Genomic DNA, 22,133 nt, shown 5'->3' with positions numbered 1-22,133 from the left:
TGGGTGCGGGGACGACGCGGCCCGAGCGCTGTCGATTCAGCGCGAACGTCCGCGCCCGGGAGCATTGGCGCCGCGCGCGCGGCCGTCTAGCGTGCGGGACGTCAGGAGGTGCTCCACATGGCTCGTTCGCTCACCGCCACCGACGTCGTCCAGCTCCCCACGCTGAGCGCCGAGGACGCGTTCACACTCGTCTCCCAGCTGTTGCACCAGGCGTCGCGGGTGCCTGCGCCGGCGTCGCTCGAGGAGCTCGTCGTCGAGCTCGCGTCGCGGCACTCGGCGCTCCAGTCGCAGCTCGTCGCGCGTCGCGCCAAGCCCGGGGTGGACGCCAAGAGCGCGGTCGAGTCGGACCGTCGGGTCGACACCGCGTGGTCGGCGCTGCGCGACTGGCTCTCGGGCTGGGTGAAGCTCGGGGCGGCGGCGCCGCGCGCGACCGAGATCGCCGAGCTCGACGCGTTCTTGTTCGGCGACGGCCTCGGCTTCCTCGGCCTGCGCTACGAGGCCCAGTGGGCCGCGGCGGAGACGAGGCTCGCCGGGCTGCGCGCGCGCCGCAACGAGGAGCTGGTGCGCGCGCTCGGCGGCGGCCCGTTCCTCGACGTCCTGTACGCGGCGCAGGCGCGGTACGGCGAGGTCCTCGGCGTCTCGGGCGACGCGCCGGCGCCGCCCTCGGACGCGAAGATCCGCGAGTCGCGCGACGCGATGCTCGACGCGCTCCGCGAGTACGTCGTCGGCGTCCTCGGCACGGTCCGCCGCAGCCGCCCGGTCACGGCGGAGCGCGCCGACGAGCTGCTGCGCCCGCTCGCGCAGTGGGAGACGCCGCCCCGCGCCTCGAGCAGCGCGCCGCAAGACGGAGACGAGGACGCCGAAGGCGGCGGCACGCCGCCGGCACCGGCGACGACCTGATCCCCCGCCTCCGACCCCGCGAGAGGTCGATGCATCGAGCACGGCCGGGGGTAGTCGCCCCCAGAGCCCTCGATGCATCGACCCGCGCCGAGCGCCGAGGGTCACGAACGGTCGATCGATCGAGGATTGCCGGGGGTAACTGCCCCCAGCGAGTCGATCGATCGAGGATGTCGGGGGTAGCCGCCCCCAGAGAGCTCGCCGCGAGCACGAGCCCCGACCCATAGAGGTCCCGACCGGTCGATCGAGCCAGGATCCCGCCCCCGAGCCGCGTCGGGAAGCTCGATGAGGCGCCCCGTTTCGCGACCGGCCTGCCCGAAAGCTTGCGCGGCCAATGGACGAAGGAGCCGAGCGCGTCGCTCGCTCGATGCAGGCGCCCCGTTCCGAGTCGCGCCCGTCGCGCCGTTCGACCGAGTCGCGCCCGTCGCGCCGCTCGACCGCGCGGACCGTTCCGAGTCGCGCCCGTCGACATCCTCAGCCTGCTCGTCGTGCCGACGACGGGGGTCAGTCTTGCTGTCGCCCGGGGGTCAGTCTTGCTGTCGCCCGGGCCCGAAAGACGAGCGGCGCAATCGTCCGCGATGCCCGAAGGGCGAGCCGTTCGATCGGCCGCGAAGCCCGAAGGGCGAGCCGGTTCCGCGTGACGACGCGAGCCCGCGAAGCGGTCTCGCGTCGTCACGCGTCCCGCCCACCACACGAAGTACCGAGCGAGATCCCCCGCGCGCGGCCGAAGCCCTACCAGCCGGGGCGCGGGGTGGGGGGCCGCGCGCAGTTCCGCAGCGCCATCCAGTCTCCGCGACGCTCCCGAGTGCTCGCTCGTTCGAGCGCTCCCGCGCTCGAACGAGCGAGAGCCCCGGCCATCGACCTCCTCGCCCGCAGCAGGTTGCAATCGCGAGGACTGTCCGAGCACGGCCCCCCACCCCGCGCCCCACACCGAAGCCTCTCCCCGCGCGGCCCCCCACCGCCGCCACCGTTGACCCAACCCCCTCGCCTCGGATACGAGATCCCACCCGCATGAACGACGCCGTCGCGCCGCCTCAGCTCTCGTTCTGGCCGACCACCGACGTCGGCCGGGTGCGGGATCACAACGAGGACGCGTTCCTCGTGGACAAGAAGCTCCAGCTCTTCGTCGTCGCCGACGGCATGGGCGGGCACGCGGCGGGCGAGGTCGCGTCGAACCTCGCGTCGCGCACCGTGCGCGACGTGATCGCGGGGCAGCGCGAGGCGCTGGTCGAGTTCGAGCAGGGCCACGGCGGGACCACCCGCACCGACCTGCTGCGCCTCATGGAGTCCGCCGTCCAGCAGGCCTGCTCCGCCGTCTACCAGGAGGGCGTGAAGGACGAGACCAAGCGCGGCATGGGCACCACGCTCGACGCGCTGCTCCTCGTCGGCAACCGCGGGTTCATCGCCCACGTCGGCGACTCGCGCGTGTACCTCTACCGCCAGGGCTCGGTGCACCAGCTCACCGAGGACCACTCGCTGATCAACGAGCTGCTCAAGCGCGGGCGGCTCTCGCGCGAGCAGATCGAGAAGCTCCAGTACAAGAACGCCGTCACGCGCGCGGTCGGCGTCTACGAGTCGGTCGAGGTCGACACGATCGACTTCGACGTGCTGAAGGGCGACCGCTTCCTCATCTGCAGCGACGGCCTGCACGGGTACTTCGAGGAGGCGGAGCTCGCGAAGCTCTTCGCCGAGACCCCCGAGGACCAGCTCTCGCAGCGCCTCGTCGAGCTCAGCAACGAGCGCGGCGGCAAGGACAACATCACCGCGATCGTGGTGAAGGTCCCGGACGCCGAGGCAGGCGTCGATCGCCTCGCGCGCGAGGTGAACCTCAAGATGGAGGTTCTCCACCGCATGCCGCTCTTCCGGTTCCTGACCTACCAGGAGCTGGTGCGCGTCCTGAACATCACGCACGTGCGCACGTTCGAGCCGGGCGCGGAGATCGTGGGGCAGGGCAGCGACGGCGACGAGCTCTTCATCGTGCTCACCGGCAACGTGCAGGTCGAAGCGAGCGGCGCGCCGATCGCGTCGCTCGGGCCGGGGCAGCACTTCGGCGAGATGGCGCTGATCGACAAGGCGCCGCGCAGCGCCGACGTGCGCGCGATCGAGGCGAGCTCGCTGCTGACCATCCGCCGCCGCGACTTCTTCGACATCATCCGCAAGGACCACGCGATCGCGGTGAAGCTGCTGTGGAGCTTCCTCGGCGTGATCACCGAGCGCTTGCGCAACACGTCGCGCGAGCTCGGCGAGGCGCGCGAGGGCAAGCGCGCGCCGGACCTCGCGGACTCGATCCTGCGCGCGTTCGAGCACCCCGAGGACTCGTGAGATTCTTCGCGCTCGCCGCGCTGCTGATCACGGCGTGCGGTGGGGGCGAGGACGAGCGTCCGCCGCGCAGCGCGAGCGCCCCGCAGGCCGCGGTGGAGCGGCACGCGGGCGAGCCGGTCGAGGTGATCGGGACGCCGCCCGATCAGCCTCCGGCGCGGCTGGCGCGCGCGACCGGCGACGTGCTGCGGTCGCGCGGTCCGATCGAGGCGGGCGCGCCGCTCGAGGCGGGCGACGGCCTGGTGGTGCGCGGGGAAGGGCGCGCCGACGTCGACCTCGGCGACGGCGGGCGGGTGTCGCTCGGTCCCGACACCGAGCTCCGCATCGGCGACGGCGGGCCCGCGCAGGTCGTGCTGCTCGAGGGCTCGCTGCACGCGGCGGTGCCCGCGGGCCCCGCGGGGCCGCGACCGCCGCTGCGCATCGCGACGGCGCACGCGTCGATCGATCTCGGGGGCAGCGGCGAGCTGTTCGTGCGGGCGCATCGGACCGGGACGTGGGTGGCGTCGCTCGCGGGGCTCGGGACGGTCGCGACCGGCGAGGTGGACGGGCGTCGGCGGCTGCGGGTGATCGAGCTGCCGCCGGGGCGGGCGATCTTCGTGGGCGCGCGGCTCGCGGAGCCGACCGACGGCCCGACGCGGCTCGACGACGCGCGCAGCGCGGCGGTGACGATCTTCGAGGGCGCGGCCGAGCCCGAGGCGGCGCGGCTGACGCGCGAGCTCGACGACGCGGCGTCGCGCCTCGACGAGTCGCTGCTGTGGCTGGAGGCGGAGACGCGGCGCGGGCTGGACCTGACGACGCAGCACCGCGAAGCGGTGCGCGCGGGGCGCGCCGACGAGGGCATGCGGCTCCAGCGGGAGCTGGTGACCCACTCGCAGCAGCTCTACGCGCTGCGCCAGGTCGCGACGGCGCGCTGGGAGCGGCTGCACGCGAGCGCGCTGGCGACCGCGCACGTCCCGGGCACGACGCCGAGCACCCACGCCGAGACGCGCCGAGACCGGGTGGCGAGCCTGCTCGGGCTGTGAGGAGTGGGCGAGGGGACGTGGAGACCGCGACCCGCGTCGACCACGACCACGTCGCCGACCGCGACGACGTCGCCGACCACGACGACGTCGCCGACCACGACCACGACCACGACCACGACCACGACCACGTCGCCGACCGAGAACGTGTTGCCGATCGGGACGCGGCCGCGTGCCGTCGGCGGGGCCGCGGCGGGCGGGTGAACGTGGTCGTGGTCGTGAACGTGGTCGTGGTCGTGGTCGGTCGTGCTTCGTGGTCGGTCGCGCGTCGTGGATGGCGCGTCGCCAGCACGAAGCCCATTTGCGATCGGTTCCCCTCCGCCCGAAAGAGCGCGTCGTGACCGAGTACGCCGATCGAATCCGACGCCGCGTGCGCATCGCGCGCCTGGGGCGCGGGCTGTTCCTGCTCTTCGCGCTGGCCGGGCTGGTCGGCGGCGCGGTGAGGGGGTGCCGCGCCCTTCGCGCCCGGGCCGACGACGTGCACGTCGCGCCGCGGAGCTAGCCGCTCGGCGAGGGCGCGTCGAACGCGCGTGATCGCGGTTCTGTTTTTCGTCCCCCGTCGGTATAGTGGCGTCCCGCTGTCCTCCCCGGGACACGATGACGACGACCCAGCCTCCGATCACGTCCTCGAGCCGTCCCGGCGGCGGTCTCTCGCCCGATCCCGTCGACGCGCGCGTCGCGATGCTGCGGGCAGAGCTCGAAGCGGCGACCGATCGCGCGCACAAGGCCGCGATCCAGTACGAGCTCGGCCACGTCACGGAGGTCGAGCTCGGACAGGAAGCGCAGGCGGTCCGGGAGTACCTCGCGGCGTACAACCTCGACCCTTCGTTCGCGCCGCCGCTCGTCGCGCTGGTGCGCATCTTCGAGCGACGTCGCTCGTTCAAGAACCTCGCGCGCCTCTACGAGGCCGAGACGAAGAGCGCAGCGAGCCCCGAGGAGCGCGCGTCGTCGCTCGTCGATCGCGCGGTGCTCGCGGAGGATCAGCTCGGCTCTCCCGATGCCGCTCGCGCGCTCTACGAGCAGGCGATCGTCGAGCACCCCGAGGGCGCGGCGCTGCCGGCGCTCTTCCTCGAGCGGCTGCTGCTCGCGCGCGGCGAGCGCGACGCGGCGACCGACGCGATCGCGACGCGCGCGGCGCAGGTCGCGGATCCGACGCTCAAGGGGATGCTGCTGATCGAGGTGGCGCGCGGGCGGGAAGAGCGCGGCGACGTCGACGGAGCGATCGAGGCGGCGCGCCAGGCGGCGACGCTGCCGAGCGCGCGCTTCCGGTTCCTCGAGCAGCTCGAGCGCATCGCGCGGCGCCACGCGCGGGTGCCGGAGATCGTGGCGGCGCTCGAGGGACGCGCGGCGCTGGCCGCGCGCGCGGCGCGCGGAGAGGCGCCGGCCGGCTCGGAGGGGACGGCGGGCTCGGGCGCGTTCTCGATCAAGCGCTTCGCCGACGAGGCGCGCGCGGCCGGCGAGGCGGCGGCGCTCTATCGCGAGGCGGCGCGCATCCGGATGCTGCACCTGCGCTCGCAGGACGGCACCGGCGACGCGCAGGGCGCGCTCGCGGCGCTCGGCAAGGCGATCCTGCTGCGCTCGGGCGACCTCGCGCTGCACCGCGATCGCATGCTCGCGGCGGAGCTCGCGGGCGATCTCGTGACCGCGGCCGACGAGGCACGACGGCTGCTCGCGGCGGGCGTCGAAGGGCGCCACGCGGCGCCGCTGCACTTCCGCGTCGCCGAGGAGGCGCAGGCGCGCGGCGAGACCGACGAGGCACGCGCCGCGCTCGCGGCGGCGCTCGAGGCCGATCCGCGCTCGGCCGTGGTCGCGGCGATGCTCGAGGACCTGAGCGTCGCGGGCGCGCAGGCGGGCGACGGGCGGCTCGAGGGATGGATCGCGCGGCTCGGGGCGCGCGCGGAGTCGAGCGAGGGCGCGCTCCGGGCGCGGCTCGCGTGGCAGGCGGCGCACCTCGCGGCGACGCGCACGAACGACGCGGAGCGCGCGTGTGCCCTCTACGCGACCGCGCTCGACGCGGCGGCCGAGGACACGAAGGCGACCCTGGCGCGCGAGTGGCTCGGCGCGAGCTTGCGCCTCGGTCACGCGACGGGCGCGCGCGACGCGGCGAAGGCGCTGCTCGAGCAGCCGATCGACGACGAGGAGCGCAGCGCGATCCTCCGCGACCTGCACGAGCTCGAGCGCATGGTGCTCGAGGACGACGCGGCGGCGGACGCGACGCTCGATCGCGCGCTCCAGACGAGCGTCGCGGCGTGGGCGCCCGACGCGGCGCGCGTGCTCGCGGCGATGCGCGGCGACGGAGCGCTGCTCGCGCGGGCGCATCGGAAGCTCGCGGAGCGCGCGGCGGATGCCGACGCCGCGGCGGCCCACCTGTGCGCGGCGGCGCGCGCGCTGGTGCGGGTGGCGGCGTCGCGCGAGGGCGGTCTCGAGGCGTCGCGCACCGAGCTCGAGGAGGCGGCGACGCTGCTCGCCGACGCGCTGCAGCGCGTGCCCGGGCATCGCTACGCGGTCGCGCTGCTCGAAGAGGTGTACCGGGCGCGCGGCGACGCCGACGCGGTCGTGAAGCTGCTGCGCGAGGCCGCGGAGGCGGACCGCGCGGGGCGCGCGATGGAGACGCAGCTGCTGCTCGCGGGCGCGGCGGCGGAGGCGGCGGGCGATCACGCGCTGGCGCGCCGCACTTACGAGGAGGCGGCGGAGCGCGATCCATCGGCGATCGGTCCGCTCTTCGCGCTGCGCCGGCTCGCCGAGCTGCGCGAGGACGATGCGCTGCTGCGGCTCGCGCTCGAGCGGCTCTCCGAGGTCGAGGTGGGCGCGGGCGCGCCCGGTCGCGCGACGCTCGAGGTCGGCGAGCACCTGCAGCTCGTCGCGAAGGAGCCGAGCCTCGCCGAGCCCGCGCTGCGGCTCGCGCTCGGCGTCGCGGATCTCGCGGCCCCGGCGGCGCTCGATCTCGCGCTGATGGGCCCGGCGTCGCCGGCGTCGATGCTCGACGGAACGCGCGAGCTCGTGACGCGCGCCGAGGGCGATGCGCGGCTCGCGTGGCGTCGCGAGCTCGGCGGTGTGCAGCTCGATCTGCTCGGCGAGACCGCGGCGGCCGAGGCGATCGCGGACGAGATCCTCGGGGCGTCGCCGGACGAGCCGTGGGCGCTGCTCGCGAAGCTGCGCGCGACGTCGAGCGATCCGGCGCGCGCGGCGGATCGCGCGGCGGCGATGCTCGCGCTCGCCGATGCGACGAGCGACGCGGACGCGTCGGCGGACCTCGTGGTGCACGGGCTGCGCGTCGCGGCGCTCGCGGGACAGGCGGCGGACGACGCGATCCTGCGCGCGGTCGAGCTCGAGGAGGCACGCCCCGGCTCGTTCGCGGCGGCGGCGCTCGGGCTCGAGGCGCTGAGCGAGGCCGACGATCCCGGCGAGCGCGCCGACGCGCTCGGTCGCTGGGCGGCGCACGCGTCGACGGAGTCGGCGCGCGCGATCCACGCGGCGCGGGCGCGGGCGCTCGCGGCGGCGGCGCGCGGCGCCGAGGCGTGCGACGCGCTCCGCGAGGCGCTCGCGGGCGATCCCGAGGACCTCGCGTCGTGGGAGGCGCTGCGGGTCGCGGCGCGCGACGCCGAGCGCTGGATGGACGTGGTCGAGGCGTGTGATCGCCTGGCGGCGCAGGTCGACGGCGCGCTGCGCGCGACGCTGCTCGAGGAGGCCGCGGCGGTCCTGATGGACCAGACGGATCCCGAGGACGCGGAGGCGCTGGTCCAGGCCGAGCGCCGGCTGCGCGAGGCGCTCGAGATCGACGGTGGGCGCGCGATCGCGTACGGGCGCCTCCACGATCTGCTCGCGGAGCGCGGCGACGACGCCGGGCTGCTCGAGCTGGTGCAGGCACGCGCGGATCGCACCGACGATCCGGAGCAGCTCTCGCCGCTGTTCTACGAGCTGGCGCGCCTCCATCGTGGCCTCGGCCGGCGCGACGACGCGCTGGTGTCGCTCGACAACCTGCTGATGCTCGAGCCCGAGCACGTCGGCGGGCTCGCGCTGCTCGTCGAGCTGCACGTGCAGCGCGAGGCGTGGCCCGAGGCGGTGCAGGCGCTGCGCACGCTCGCGGGCGCGAGCGACGTGCCGGCGAGCCAGCGGCGCATCGCGCGGCTCGGCGCGGCGGACTTCCTCGACAAGAAGCTGAGCCAGCCGCTCGCGGCGGCGGACGAGCTCGAGGCGATCGAGGGGCTCGGCCTCGCGGACCGCGCGCTCTTCGAGCGCATCGCGGATCTCTGCGAGCGCGGCGGGCGCGTCGATCGCGCGGTGCAGGTGCTCGCGAAGGCGGCGGCGGCGGCGCGCGAACCGGCGCAGCGCGCGGCGGCGGAGCGCCGTGCGGCGCGCCTCTGGGACGAGCGGCTCGGCGACGAGGACCAGGCGATCGCGGCGTACCGTCGCGCGCTCGAGGCGGTGCCGACCGACGTCGAGGCGGGCGCGGCGCTCGCGGTGCTGCTCGACGGGCCGAGCCGCATCGCGCTCTCGACGTCGTTCGAGCGCTCGGTGCGCGAGGTGCTCGACGCCGATCCCACCGAGCCCGAGGCGCTGCGCATGCTCGCGACCGCGGCGCGGTGGCGCGGCGACAAGGTGCTCGAGACCGCGGTGCTCGGCGCGCTGGTCGCGATCGACCTTGCGACCGAGGACGAGCGCGAGCAGCTCGGCGAGGACACCGAGGTGCTCCGCCGCGTGAAGCCGGGCGCGACGAAGCTGACCGAAGCGCGGCTCACGGAGCTGATGGTCTCCGGCGTGAGCGGGCCGGTGATGGAGCTCGCGCTCCTCGCGACCGAGACGCTGACCGAGATGGATCGCCTCGAGCCCTCGTCGTTCGGGATGGGGCGCGGCGAGCTGCTGCGCGACCCCGCGACGTCGCCGGCCGCGCAGGAGGTGCTCGGCATCTCGATGCTGCTCGGCGCGCCCGCGGGCGACGTGTGGGCGGGCGGGCGCGACCCGCAGCTGCTCGCGGTGATCCCGAGCTACAAGGGCAAGCCCGCGTGGCTGCTCGGCGGTGGCGTGGGACCGCCGCTGACGTCGCTGCGACGCTACGAGATCGGGCGCTCGGCGATCGCGCTGCGGCTCGGGCTCGGACCCTTCGTGACGCGCAGCGTGGACGCGACGGCGACCGCGCTCTTCGCGATCGCGTCGGCGGCCGGTGCGCCGCTGCCGGTCGGCGAGGGACGCGCGGGCATGGCGGACGCCACGCGCGCAGCGAACAAGGCGATGTCGCGCCGCGTGCGCAAGGCCGCGCCCGAGGCGATCGCGAAGATCGCTGAGGGCGGGCGGCCCGTGCTCGCGTTCGCGTCGGCGCTGCACGCGAGCTTCGCGCGCGCCGGGCTCGTGGTCGCGGGCGACCTGCACGGGGTGCTCGCGACGGTCCTCGGTCGCGCGCCGGAGCGCGACGCGGTGCGCGCGAACGCGTCGGCGCTCGATCTCCTCCGGTTCTGGATCTCGCCCGCGGCGATCACGACGCGGCGCGAGCTGGGTCTCGCTTCATGAGCGGCACGGACGACAAGCGCGGCGCCGATATCGACTTCGACTGGGACGACGCGCTCGCCGACTGGGAGCGCGATCTCGACGACAAGTCGGAGGCGCGCTCGGGGCCGATGCCGCAGAAGCCCGCGGGCGCGACGCCGGCCAAGGAAAAGGAGCCGGCGCGCGCGCTCTACCGGCCGCCGGATCCGAGCGAGTTCAAGCGCCCGGTGCCGCGCGGCGCGCCGCCCGCGCGTCCCGAGCCGCCGAAGCCCGCGCCGCCTCCGCCGCGGGTGCACGAGCCGGTGCTCCCGCCCGCGGAGGACGTGCACGTCTCGTTCGACGACGACGACGACGACGACGAGCACACGCGCATCGCGTCGATCCCGAAGGAGCTGATCGCGTCGCTGGTCACCGCGCGGGAGCGCGACGAGGCGTCGTCCGAGCAGCACCGGCTCAGCACGCGCCCGCCGCCGCCGGGGATGCCGACGTCGGACGATCCGATCGCGGTGCCGCCCGCGGCGCCGCCGCCGATCGATCTCGATCTCGACGACATGCTCGACGGGCTCGACCAGGACACGCGCGCGTATCCGGTCGACGTGCCGCGCTTCGTGAGCCCGATCCGGGGCCGCACGTCGGCGCCTCCGGGCCCGGCGTCGGTGCCGCCCCCGCCCGCTTCGGAAGCACCGGCGCCGCCGTCGGTGGGCACGCCGACCGCGCGACCGGGCGCGCCCGACGAAGACCCGCTCGCGCTCGCGCTCCCGTCGGCGCCGCCGGCCGCGCGCACGCCGAGCCCCGAGGGCGCGCCTCCGACGTCGTCGACGCCGCCGCGGAAGTCGCTGCTCCCGTCGCCGAGCGATCTCTCGTGGGAGGAGATGCCGGAGCCGGCGCGGCCCACGCGCGAGCCGCTCGCCGACGCGGACGCGCTCGAGGACGTCTCGGCGACGCCGTCGCCGGGAGCGCGCGCGATCGCGCCGCCTCCGCCTGCACGCTCGGAGGAGACGCCTGCGCCGCCGCCGCCTCCGTCGGGCTCGGCGGCCGCCGCGGCGCTGCGGGCGGCCGTGGCCGCGCGCAACACGGGCGGGGCCGCGCCGCTTCGTCCGCCAGCGCCCGAGGACACGACGAGCCCGTCGTCGTCGACGCCCCCGAAGATGCCGCCGCTGCCTCGCCCCGGCGCGGCGGCGGCCGGCGGAAAGCCGGTGGTGCCGCTCCCGCGTCCGGGCGGGCTCCCGCCGCTCCCGCGTCCGCCGGGCGCGCGCGTGAGCGTGCCGCAGCCGGGCGCGCCGCGGGTGCCGCCGCCGCCGGGCGTGCCCGCGCCGCGGCCGCCGGTGGTCCCGCGGCCCGGTGCCGACGTGCCGGCCGCGGTCGCGCCTCCGCCCGAGCCGCAGGCGGTCGCGCTCTCGGGCGAGCAGGTCCACGCGACGCCGGTCACCGCGCCGAACGACCGCGCGGCGTTGGACGTGGGCGCGCCCTCGAGCGCCGTCGTCGCGGTCTCGTCGGGCGCCGCCGAGCGTCCGGTCGCGGACGACGACTTCGCGTTCCTCGACGCGCTCGAGGCGCCGGCCCCGAAGGCCGCGCCGGCGCCCGAGCCCGCCGATGGCTTCGGCGGGCTGCTCCCGGTCGACGACGACGAGGGCGGCGAGGAGCCGAGCGTCGCGGAGGTCTCGATCCGGGTGAGCGAGCCCGACCTCGTCGTCGCGCCGGCGTCGTCGCCGGCGCCCGACGACGACGAGCCCGAGATCGCCGCGATCGCACCGGACGACGGCGAGCCGGAGCTCGCCGCGATCACGCCCGACGACGACGAGCCGGAGCTCGCCGCGATCACGCCCGACGACGACGAGCCCGAGGCGCGCGTCGAGTCGGTCACGGACTCGGAGCCCGCGCCCGCAGCACCGGCGCCCGCGGCACCGGTCCCCGCAGCAGCGGCGGCGCGCGATCGCGGCGCGGCGGCTGCGCGGCGCACGGTCCGCTCGCGCAAGCCGCGCGTCGAGGTGTTCCCGCTCGTCGGCCGCGGCGCGGACGCGCTCGCGGCGCGGCGTGATCTGCTGCTGCGGCTCGCGGAGGGTCGCAGCGGGAGCCAGCGCGCGCGCCTGCTCCTCGCGGCCGCCGAGCTCGATCACCAGCTCGGCCGTGCCGACGATGCGCGCGAGCACACGCTGCTCGCGCGCGAGGCCGACGCATCCGATCCCGTGGTGGTGCGCGCCGCGCGCCGCGACGCCCTCGCGCGCGCCGCGTACGACGAGGCCGCCGCGCTGCTCGAGGCGGAGATCGCGCTGCCGCTCGCGCCGCCGGAGCGCGTCGCCGCGCTGCTCACGCTCGCCGAGGTGCGGCTCCAGCAGCTCGGAGACGCGTCGGGAGCCGAGCGCGCGGCGCTCGATGCGCTCGAGCTCGCACCTCGCTCGGTCGCCGCGGCGCTGGTGCTCGCGAGCGCGCGCGCTGCGTCCGGCGCCGGCGGTCCGGCCGTCGACGCGCTCTCGCGCGCGGCGGACGCGTGGGACGATCCGCGCGCTCGCGCCGCCCTGCGCGTGACCGTGGCGCGCGAGGCGGAGCGCACCGGTGATCGCGCTCGTGCTGCGACGCTGCACGCGTCGGCGCGCACCGACGATCCGCAGGCGCTCGACGCCGCGCTCGGCGTGGCGCGCACCGAGGCCGGTGTCCCGCAGGCCGACGCGCTCGAGGCGCTCGCGCGCCCGCTGCCCGAAGGCGCGCTGCGCGACGCGCTGCTGCGCCGTGCCGCGCTCGCGCTCGTGACGTCGACCGTGCGCGAGACGCGCGGCGAGGAGCGCACCAGCGCGGCCCGCCGTGCGCTCGACATGCTCGAGGACGCGCGTGCTCTGCCCGCGCTGCGCACGCGCGCGCTCGCCGCGTCGTTCGTCGGCGACGTCGACGTCGAGCTCTCGACGCTCGAGGCCTGGGCGGGCGCGAGCGGCGGCACCGATCGCGCGCTCGCGATGGTGCGCCTCGCCGAGAAGCACGGCGCGACCGGCGATCTCGCGGCGGCGGACGCGACGCTGCACGCGGCCGCGCTCGCCGACGCGTCGCTCTCGACGATCCGCATCGTGCGCGAGGTGCTCGCGCGACGGGCGGGCAATCGCGCGCTGCTCGTCGAAGCCGTCGAGTCCGCGGGCGCGCTCGCGGCGGCCGCGAAGCTCGCGATCGATCCCGCGTCCACCATGCGCGAGCGAGAGCTGCTGGGCGAGGCGCGCCGCGCCGACGAAGCGCCGCTCACCGCCGAGGTGCTCTGGCTCGATCTCGCGGCGGGCGCCGCGGACGCGGCCGAGGTCGCGTCCGCGCTGCGCCACGAGGTCGATCGCACGCCGCCCGAGCGCCGCACGGGCGCGCTGCTCGCGCTCGCGGATCGCGCGCTCGAGGAAGGCGATGCCGAGACCGCCGAGCGCACGCTGCGCGAGGCGCGTGATCTCGCGCCCGGCGACGCGACGGTCCTGCGCCCGCTCGGGCGTCTCGCGGCCGCGCGCTCCCCGCGCGACGCGGCGGCGCTCTGGCTCGAGGAAGCGACCGCGGCGAGCGGCGCGCGCGCGGCGTTCGCCGCAGCGACCGCGGGCCTGCTCCTCGAGGCCGCCGAGGGCGACGCGATCGGCGCATACCGCCGCGCGCTCGACGCGATGCCGGGCTACGGGCCCGCGTTGTGGTCGCTCGAGCCGGTCGCGCGCGCGGCGGGCGACGCGATCACGCTCGTGGACGTGCACGAGCAGTCGGCCGACGGCGCGCTCACCGAGGTGGACGCCGCGGCGAGCCTGGTGCGCGCCGCGCTGCTGCGCGCGGAGTCGGACCCCGCGTCGGCCAGCGCGCTGCTGGCGCGCGCTCGCGAGAAGACGCCGCACGACGCGGTGCTCGTCGATCTCGTGCTGCGCCTCGGAGATGCGCTCACGCCCGACGAGCGCGCGCAACTGACGCTCTCGCTCGCCGAAGGCGCGCCGCGCGAGCTCGCGCGCGCGATCGAGCTCTCCGCCGCCGCGTCGCTCGAGGACGCGGGCGAGCCGGGGCGCGCTGCGGAGATCTATCGCGCGCTCGCGGAGCGGCACCCGAACGATCCGCTGATCGCGCTGCCGCTCGATCGCGCCGAGCTCCACGCGGGCGAGACCTCGCGCGTCGCGGAGCGCCGGTTCGCCGCGGTGCGCGACGCGGCCGACGACGCGCTGCGCGTGCTCGCGCTCGAGCGCCTCGCGGAGCTCGATCTCGAGGAGCGCGACGACGCGGCGAGCGGCGTGCTGTCGCTCGTGTCGATCCTCGAGGTCTCGCCCGGTCACGTGCCGAGCCTGCGCACGCTCGAGCGCTACTACCTCGAGCAGGATCGGCGCGAGGATCTCGCGGGCATCGAGGAGCGCCTCGCGATGCACCTCGAGACGCCGGAGGACGCGGCGGTCCACCTGCGCCTCGCCGCGCGTCTGAAGCTCGCGGGCGAGGGCACGCCGGGCGACGCCGCGGACGCGGTGCTCGTCGGTGCTGCGCCGCGGGTGCGCATGAACGCGTGGCTCGCGCGACGGATCGCGGCGGCGGCGCGCGCGGCCGGTGCGTCGGAGCTCGAGACGAGCACGACGTCGGAGATCGCATCGCGCCTGCCGACGCCGCTCGCGCGCACCGCCGGCACCATGCGCGTCGCCGACCTCCGGGCTGCGGCGGGTGATTTCGCGGGCGCGGCCAGCGTGCTCGCCACCGCGGTCGAGGCGTCGCCCGATCATCCGTTCGCGGCCGAGCGCCTCGCGCGCCTGCGCGAAGGTGCGGGCGATGCGCGCGGCGCGGCCGAGGCGCTCGCGATCGCGGCGCGCGCGGCGCACGTGCCGGGTCGCGCTGCGTCGCTCTGGTACCGCGCCGGCGTGCTCTGGCAGGACACGATCGGGGACGAGGAGCTCGCGCTCGAGGCGCTCACCGAGGCGAGCAAGGTCGACGTCGGTCACCTCGACGTCTTCGATCGCCTGCGCAACCTGCTCGAGCTGCGCGAGGACCACGCGGCGCTCTCCGAGCTCGTCGCGCGTCGCACCGCGGCGGGCGGCGGCGACCCCGCGCTGCTCGTCGAGCTCCACGCGCTGCAGGCGAAGCTCAAGGAGAAGCTCGGCGATCGCGAGGGCGCGCGCGAAGCGCTGCGCGCGGTGCTCGCGCTCTCGCCCGAGATGCTCGACGCGCTGCGCCGCCTCGCCGAGCTCTGCCTCGAGGACGAGGACTATCGCAACGCGGCCGAGGCGCTGATCCGCATCGCGCGCATCCGCAAGGATCGCGAGGAGCTGCGCTGGGTCTTCTTCACGCTCGGCGAGATCTACGACCGGCACATCCCGGACGCGAAGCGCGCCGAGGCCGCGTACCGGCGCGTGCTCAAGCTCGCGCCCGACGACGTGACCGCGATGGAGCGCCTCGCTGCGCTCTTCCGCCGCGACAACCAGCTCCAGGCCGCAGCCGAGCAGCTCGGTGAGCTCTCGCGGGTCGAGCCCGATCCCGATCGCGCGCGTGGGCACCAGCTCGCGCTCGCGGAGGTGCTCGAACAGATGGGCGATCCGCGCCGCGCCGAGCAGGTGCTCGAGACCGCGCGTCGCGCCGCGCCCACCGAGCTCGGCGCGCTCAAGGCGCTCGCGGACTTCTACACGCGCCAGCGCGCGATGCCCGCGCACGCGATGCACCTGAACCGCGCGGTCGCGGACTTCCGGCACGCGCTCGGCAACGATCTCTCCGACGCGGCGGCGTGGCTCGGGCTCGTCGAGGTGCTCGGGTGGCGTGGTCGCGGCGACGCGGCGCGCGTCGCGGCGGGCGCGGCGTTCGCGTTGGGCGTGACCGATCTCGAGATCTCGCGGCTCGTCGATGCGCAGGGCGGTGTGCCCGGCGTCGGCGCCGCGGCCGCCGACGCGGCGCTCGACGATCTGCTCGCGCCGCAGGGCCTTCCTGCCGCGCTGCGCGCGGTGCTGCGCTCGGCCGGCCCGGTGCTCGAGAAGGTGCTCCCCTTCGACCCGCGCGCGTACCGCGCGGAGAAGCTCGGCGCGCGTGACGGAGCGATCCGCGCCGCGGCCGTCGACGTCGCGAAGTGGTTCGGCATCCCCGACGTCGAGATCTGGATCACGCCGGGCGCGCCGCGCGTGTGCGTGCCGGTCTCGAGCGGTCCGCCGGTCGCGCTGATGATCGGTCGCGACCTGCTCGCGGTCGACGATCGCGAGCGCCTGTTCGTGCTCGCGCGCGCGCTCAAGATCGCGAGCCTCGGGCTCTCGGTCGCGGTGCGCAGCCAGCCGCAGGAGCTCGTGCTCGCGATGGCGGGGCTCGTGCACAACTTCGATCCGCACTACGCGCCGGGAGGCATCGACCCCGCGGCGCTCGGCGACTGGAGCAAGCGCGTCGCGCGTCAGCTGCCGCGCCGTCTCGCGGACGAGCTCGGCCCCGTCGTGTTCGAGATGGCGGGCGCGCCGGACTACGAGCCCACGCGGCTCGCGATGGCGGCGTCGGAGCTCGGTGATCGCGTCGCGCTGCTCGCCGGCGGATCGATCCCGGCGGGCCTCTCGGCGCTGCTGCGCCTGTCGGGCGAGAACGGGCTCGCGGAGTCGACGTCGACGCGCGTCGCGCAGCTGCGTCGCTTCCCCGAGGTGCTCTCGCTCGCGAGCTTCGCCGTGTCCGACGTCCACTTCGACGCCCGACAGCGCGCGGGCGCCGACAAGCTCTGAGCGCGACGATGCGCATCGGCCTGCTCGGACCGACGGAGGACGACCAGGCGGGCTTCCGCGAGGCGGTGTCGTTCCTGCTCGCCGACGTCGAGGCCGACCAGATCGTCTACCTCGGGCGCGGTGAGTTCGCGGACCGCGCGATCGACGCGTGGGTGCGCGAGCTGGGCGGCGCGGACGACGCAGAGAGCGCGTTCCTCGCGCGCGCCGCGCACCTCGCGACCGACGGCTCGCCCGCGCAGATCGAGGCGCTGCTCGAGACCGACGCCGCGATCTCGCAGCTCGCGCGCATCCGCAAGATCCCACCGCCGCCGTCGCGCGCGATCGAGATGCTCGACGATCGCGTCGTCCTCTTCGTGCACGACAAGAGCATCCTCGACGAGGAGGACATCGCGAACGCGCACCTGATCGTGTACGGGCGCGGCGCGGAGGCGGACCTTCGGCGCTTCGGCAAGCGCACGTTCTTCACGCCGGGGCCGCTCTCGGGCGGGCGCGTCGGCGTGCTCGAGTCGAGCGACGACGGCACGAGCGTCGCGCTCTACGATCTGTCGGGGATGCCCGTGTGGCGCGAGCCGATCGTCTCGCCGGGATCCAAGGTGATCGTCGCGACATGAGCGAGACGATCGGCGTGTTCGGTGGCAGCTTCGATCCGCCGCACTGCGGGCACGTGCTGCTCGCGACGTACGCGCTCTCGGCCGCGCCGATCGATCGACTGCTCGTCGTGCCGACGTTCGCGCATCCGTTCGGCAAGCAGATGGCGCCCTACGAGCATCGCGTCGCGATGTGCGAGCGCGCGTTCGGTCTGCTGCGCGGCGCGGAGATCTCACGCATCGAGGAGGAGCTCGGGGGCGCGAGCTACACGGTGCGCACGCTCGAGGCGCTCCACGCGCGACATCCGGGGGTCACGCTGCGTCTGCTCGTCGGCGCCGACGTTCTCGGGGATCTCGAGAAGTGGAAGGACTTCGAGCGGGTGCGCGCGCTCGCGCCGCTCTTCGTGGTCGGGCGCAGCGGGTACGCGCGCGAGGCAGGGATGGAGACGCCGGACCTGCCGGCGATCAGCTCGACGCGGGTGCGCGAGCAGCTGCGCGCGCATCGCACGATCGGCGGGCTCGTGCCGCGCGAGGTGGCGCGCTACTGCGACGAGCACGGCCTCTATCATGGCTGAGCGCGTCGTCGTGATCGGACGCGGGCGCCTCGGGACGCGCGTCGCGCGCGCGGTGTCGGCGCAGCTCGTCGGTGGTCGCGACCACTCGCTCGAGGTCGTGCGCGCGGCGGGCGTGATCGTGATCGCGGTGCCGGATCCCGCGATCGAGAGCGTCGCGGAGCGGATCGCGCCGGTGCTCGATCCATCGCACGTCGTGCTGCACTGCGCGGGCAGCCGCGGGCGCGACGTGCTCGCGTCGTGCGCCGCGCGCGGCGCGTCGACGGGCGTGATGCACCCGCTCGTCGCGATCGCGAGCGAGGAGAGCGTGCTCGCGGATCGCACGTTCGTGATCGACGGAGATGAGCGCGCGATCGACGCGGCGTCGCGCATCGCGCGCGCGTGCGAGGCGCGGGTGGTGATCGCGCCGCTGCACGGGCCTGCCTATCACGCGGCGGCGGCGCTGGTCGCGAACGGCAGCACCGCGCTAGCTGCGTTGGGTGTGTCGATCCTCGAGCGCCTCGGCGTCCCCTCGGGCGATGCGGCCCGTGCGATCGGCGGGCTGCTCGCGAGCGTCGCGCAGAACGTCGCGAGCGTCGGCGTCCCGCGCGCGCTCACCGGGCCGATCGCGCGCGGGGATGCGCAGACCGTCGCGCGCCATCGCGAGGCGCTCGCCGAGATCGACCGAGTCACGCTGGCCGCGTACGACGCGGTCGCGCCGTCGATCCTCGAGGTCGCGACGCGCGCCGGGCTCGACGGGCGCGCGCAGCGGGCCATCCGCCGCGCGCTGGGGCGACGCGGTCTCAGCGGCCCGCGCGGAGCTTCATGACGAGCACGCCGAGCACCGCGACACCTTGCGCCGCGAGCAGCGCGACGCCCGCGGTGCTCAAGAGGTCGCGCTCGAGCACGAGGAGCGCGAGCGTGCCGAGCACCCAACCTCCGTCCACGAGCACGTGCATCCCGAACGCTGCGGCGGGCTGCGTCGATTGACGCGCGCTCCACGCGTTCACCGCCGCCCACGGCAGGAGCGTCGCGCCGAGGACGACGAGGAACGCGGGCGGCAGCGACCACGCCAGCAGCTCGGTGAGCGGCTCTGCCACGGCGATCATGCCCGCGCCCAGGACCGCCGACGCGACGGTGTCGAGGGCGTAAACGGTGCGGGGCGAGAGCGCGAGCTCCGGCGCTCGGGTGGTCGGGGTGGTCGTGGTCTTCATCGCGGGCCTCCTCGAAGCGGGTTGCGTTCGAGAAGACGATGAGCTGCCGCGACGTCCGCCTCCATGACGTCGGAGGTCATGATCGCGATGGGCGGTGCGCGACCTCGTCGGTCGCGATCTCGAGCTGCGCGCCGATCGTCCCGTGGGCCGAGCCGTCGAGCCAGGTGTCCTCGTCCCGCTCGCGCGCTTCACGGCTCGAGATCGTCGACGTCGCGACGCGCGGGGCTCGCTGCGAACGCGGCGCGCGCGGTGAGGCGCGCGCCGTGTCGACGTCGCTGGTCAGATCGGGACTTCCGGACCCGGGATCACCGGCGGCACGAGGAAGTACACGATGCGCGAGTCGAGCGGCGATCCGTCGCCGTGGACCGTGAGCCGCGCGCGGAAGACGAGCGGCACCGTCGCGGGCTCGACCGTGTCGTTCTGCCGGACGACGACGTCCCAGCAGACCGGCGTTCCGGGGAGCAGCGAGGGGAACGCGTCGTCGTGGCCGTTCGCGTCGGTGTCCTCGGTCGGACGGATCGCGGTGCAGTCCGGGTTGGCGACGTTCACCTCGACGTGATCGATGAACTGCAGCGCGTCACCGGCGTCGCCCGGCTCGTCTGCCGACGTGATGGTCACGCGGAGCGGCACACCCTCGACGACCTCGTTGATGGCGCTGATCACGCGAGGCACGACCGCCCCGTCCATGCCCTCGAAGACGAGCGGCTGGCCCGTGGACGAGAACGAATTCGAAGCGCGTGCGAGCTGGACGAGCGAGTCGCGCGCCGCCGCGCCGGGCGTGCCGCTCCAGACGCCGATCGTCGTGATGTTCGCGTAGCGCAGGGCCGCGCCCGCCTGCGCGGCGGTCTCGGAGCCCGAGCTGATCTCGTCGGTGAAGATGACGAGGATGCGCTGCGCGTTCTCGCGGAACGCCGGGCAGCCGAGCCGGCCGAGCGCCGGCACCGCACAGCCAGACTCCACGCCCGGCGCGCCCGCGGGATCGGCGACGCCCCACGCCGCGCGGAAGAGCTGCTCGGTGCCGCCGAAGGTGCCGACGTTGAGCGCCGCAGCGGTGCGTGCGGGATCGTCCTGCACCGAGAGCAGGTTCTCGAGCTCCTGCTCGTAGATGCCCGCGCCGGTCCATGCGCTCGCCACGCACGAGCTGAACGCGGGATCCTCGATGCACACGCCCTCGACGCTGCACGCCTGACCGCCGTCGCAGTCGCCGTCCGCGCGGCACGCGCGGCCGAAGCTGGTGCAGGTGAGGTCGGTCGAGATCGTGCTCACCGCGCCGGCGAGGGCCTCGAGCTCGCCGCTCATCGAGCCCGAGATGTCGAACAGGAAGTACACGTCGACGAGCTGCAGCGTCGTGCGGAAGCGGAGCGTGTCGCGCGCCGGCGCGGGTGCCTCCTCGAAAGGCACCACGAACACGAAGTCGCCGCGCGTGCGCGGGCTGACGCTGCCGTCGTTCGGGTCGGTGCCGGCGCCGACCTCGATGAGATCGGAGACGCCGTCCCCGTCGCTATCGTCTCGAGTCGGGTCGCTGCCGCTCTCGCGCTCGAGCGAGTCCGAGAGACCGTCGTTGTCGCTGTCGGTGTCGCGGAAGTCCGCCGTGCCGTCGTCGTCGCTGTCGCGCGGCGCGCTGAAGATGTCGGCGTCGCCGGCCTCGACCGCGTCGGGGATGCCGTCGTTGTCGGTATCGTGATCTTCGAAGTCGAGCAGGCCGTCCTGGTCGGTGTCGGCGTTCCACTCGTCGCCGTCGAGGATGTGGTCGTCGTCGCAGTCGGGGTCGTGGTAGTTCGCGAGGACGTCACCGTCGGTGTCCGCGGGGGGAAGGGCGACGCCCATCAGCTCGAGGACGTCACGCACGAGGTCGCCGTCGTCGTCGAGATCCGCGTGGTCGGCAATGCCGTCGAGGTCGGTGTCGCCGCGCGTCTCGAAGCCGTCGGGGATGCCGTTGTCGTCGGCGTCGAGATCGCGGTAGTCGGGCGTTCCGTCGGCGTCGGAGTCGACCGGCGGCGTCGCGCGGTCTTCATCGCCCGCCTCTGCGGAGTCGGGGATCGTGTCGCCGTCGGAGTCGGGATCTCGAAAGTCGGGGTTGCTGTCTTCGTCCGTGTCGACGCCCTCGTCGGCGCCCTCGTCGGCATCGGAGATGGTGTCGAAGTCGGAGTCGTCGCCGACGACCGCACCGCCGTCGCCGCCCGTCATCTGCTCGCCGTCGGTGCAGCCCACCGCGAGCGCGGTGAGCGCGGCCATCACGAGCGCGGACGCAGCACTACGGCGCGCGCGCCGGAACGCCACGAGCCCGAGCGCGAGCACGCCCGCGAGCCACGCCGCCGACGATCCGCGCGTGGCGCCCGCGTCGACCGCGCAGCCGCCGCGCGGTGCGTCGTTCGACGGGCCCGCGTCGAGCAGCGAGGTCCAGTCCGAGCCGGCGTCGGGGGTTCCCGCGTCGGGCAGCGCGTTCAGCTCGTACTCGGTGTCGCCGACGATGAACGAGCCGAAGCGCGGGCTCGTCTCGACGATGCCGTCGCTGACCCACGCCTGCCAGTACCAGAGGCCGGGATCGAGCGGCTCGCTCGTCGTCCACGACGTCGTCTCGCCCTCCTGCTCCGCGACCTCGCCCGAGCCGATCACGCGCGCCGGGTCGAACTGCGACTCGCGCGAGAGACGGAAGAAATACACGAGCGGGTCACCGTCGGGATCGGTCGCGTTCTGGACCGTCAGGGTCGTCGGCTCGTCTCCCGCGATGCGCGCGCGCTCGATCGGCGAGGACAGGCTCGGCACCGAGGGCGCGGTGTTGCGGGCGATCTCGATCGTCCACGACTGCGTGTCGGTCGCGCCGTCTCCATCGGCTGCTCGCACCGTGACGTCGAACGCGCGGCCGCGCTGATCGATCGTGGGCGTCCAGGTCACGACTCCGTCGACGACCTCCATGCCGGGCGGGCGCGCCGTCAGCGCGTACGTGATCGGATCGTTCGCGCCGGCGGGATCGCTCGTGCGCAGCTCGTAACGGTACTCGTGACGGACCGAGCCCGTCGTGAGCGGGAAGCTCGTGATCTCCGGAGCGACGTTCGCGACGGTGATCGTTCGGTACACGGTCGTGGTCTCCGTGCCGTCCGTCGCGCGCACGCCGATGCGCAGGTTGCCGGGCCCGTCGGTCTCCGCCGCGGGCACCGTGAACGACGCCGCGTTCGGATGATCACCGAACACACCGTCGGGGCCGTCGGTGTCCCAGCTCCACGTGACCGGCGCGCCTTCGGGGTCCGTGACCGTCACTTCGAGCGTGACCTCACGACCCTCTTCGATCGCCGTCGGCGACGTGAAGGCGATGACCGGCGGCGCGGCGCTCGCGCCCGAGGGGCTCGCGGCAAGCGATCCGGTGACCAGCGCAGCGGCGCTCCATACGCGAACGTGCTTCATCGAACTCCAC

At 75.3% G+C, this 22,133-nt stretch carries 11 protein-coding genes; 9 read left to right on the top strand and 2 right to left on the bottom strand.

Annotated elements, in window-relative coordinates; all coding sequences use genetic code 11:
- Positions 1–117: 117 nt before the first annotated feature.
- The 9 genes from DB32_RS26270 to DB32_RS26230 all read left to right on the top strand — a co-directional run bounded on the left by DB32_RS26270 (position 118) and on the right by DB32_RS26230 (position 18,336).
- Positions 118–900: a hypothetical protein gene (locus DB32_RS26270; RefSeq protein WP_053235387.1), complete on the top strand. Its 783-nt coding sequence runs from the start codon at positions 118–120 to the stop codon at positions 898–900.
- 1,008 nt (positions 901–1,908) lie between these two features.
- Entirely contained in the window at positions 1,909–3,219 is a 1,311-nt protein-coding gene (locus tag DB32_RS26265; RefSeq protein ID WP_053235386.1) for a Stp1/IreP family PP2C-type Ser/Thr phosphatase, read from the top strand.
- Positions 3,216–4,238, top strand: a complete 1,023-nt coding sequence (locus tag DB32_RS26260; RefSeq protein WP_053235385.1) for a FecR domain-containing protein — start codon at positions 3,216–3,218, stop codon at positions 4,236–4,238. Before DB32_RS26265 ends, DB32_RS26260 begins: the two co-directional genes overlap by 4 nt.
- 17 nt (positions 4,239–4,255) lie before the next feature.
- Entirely contained in the window at positions 4,256–4,576 is a 321-nt protein-coding gene (locus DB32_RS48535; protein WP_053235384.1) for a hypothetical protein, read from the top strand.
- Between the two features lie 256 nt (positions 4,577–4,832).
- A complete protein-coding gene (locus tag DB32_RS26250) occupies positions 4,833–9,740 on the top strand; it encodes a tetratricopeptide repeat protein (protein WP_053235383.1) in 4,908 nt (1,635 codons plus the stop codon).
- Positions 9,737–16,369, top strand: a complete 6,633-nt coding sequence (locus DB32_RS26245; protein WP_053235382.1) for a hypothetical protein — start codon at positions 9,737–9,739, stop codon at positions 16,367–16,369. The genes DB32_RS26250 and DB32_RS26245 overlap by 4 nt, the downstream gene beginning before the upstream one ends.
- Positions 16,370–16,377: 8 nt before the next feature.
- Positions 16,378–16,980 carry a hypothetical protein gene (locus DB32_RS26240; protein ID WP_053235381.1) on the top strand — a complete coding sequence of 201 codons (603 nt, stop codon included), beginning with the start codon at positions 16,378–16,380 and terminating at the stop codon, positions 16,978–16,980.
- A complete protein-coding gene (nadD, locus tag DB32_RS26235) occupies positions 16,977–17,531 on the top strand; it encodes a nicotinate (nicotinamide) nucleotide adenylyltransferase (protein WP_075098023.1) in 555 nt (184 codons plus the stop codon). The genes DB32_RS26240 and nadD overlap by 4 nt, the downstream gene beginning before the upstream one ends.
- Positions 17,524–18,336 (top strand): DUF2520 domain-containing protein, encoded by an 813-nt coding sequence (locus tag DB32_RS26230; protein WP_053235379.1) that lies wholly within the window; start codon positions 17,524–17,526, stop codon positions 18,334–18,336. The genes nadD and DB32_RS26230 overlap by 8 nt, the downstream gene beginning before the upstream one ends.
- On the opposite strand, the gene DB32_RS26225 is transcribed toward DB32_RS26230, so the two are convergent.
- Together DB32_RS26225 and DB32_RS26220 are read right to left on the bottom strand one after the other, a co-directional pair.
- On the bottom strand, positions 18,311–18,721 hold the full coding sequence (locus DB32_RS26225) for a hypothetical protein (RefSeq protein WP_053235378.1): 411 nt from the start codon (positions 18,719–18,721) through the stop codon (positions 18,311–18,313). The genes DB32_RS26230 and DB32_RS26225 overlap by 26 nt on opposite strands.
- 279 nt (positions 18,722–19,000) lie before the next feature.
- On the bottom strand, positions 19,001–22,123 hold the full coding sequence (locus DB32_RS26220) for a putative Ig domain-containing protein (protein WP_053235377.1): 3,123 nt from the start codon (positions 22,121–22,123) through the stop codon (positions 19,001–19,003).
- Positions 22,124–22,133: the final 10 nt, after the last annotated feature.

This window comes from Sandaracinus amylolyticus (genome assembly GCF_000737325.1).
Classification (GTDB): Bacteria; Myxococcota_A; Polyangia; order Polyangiales; family Sandaracinaceae; genus Sandaracinus; species Sandaracinus amylolyticus.
The sequence above is the reverse complement of the archived record's forward strand: the minus strand, read 5'-3'. Positions and strand labels throughout refer to the sequence as shown.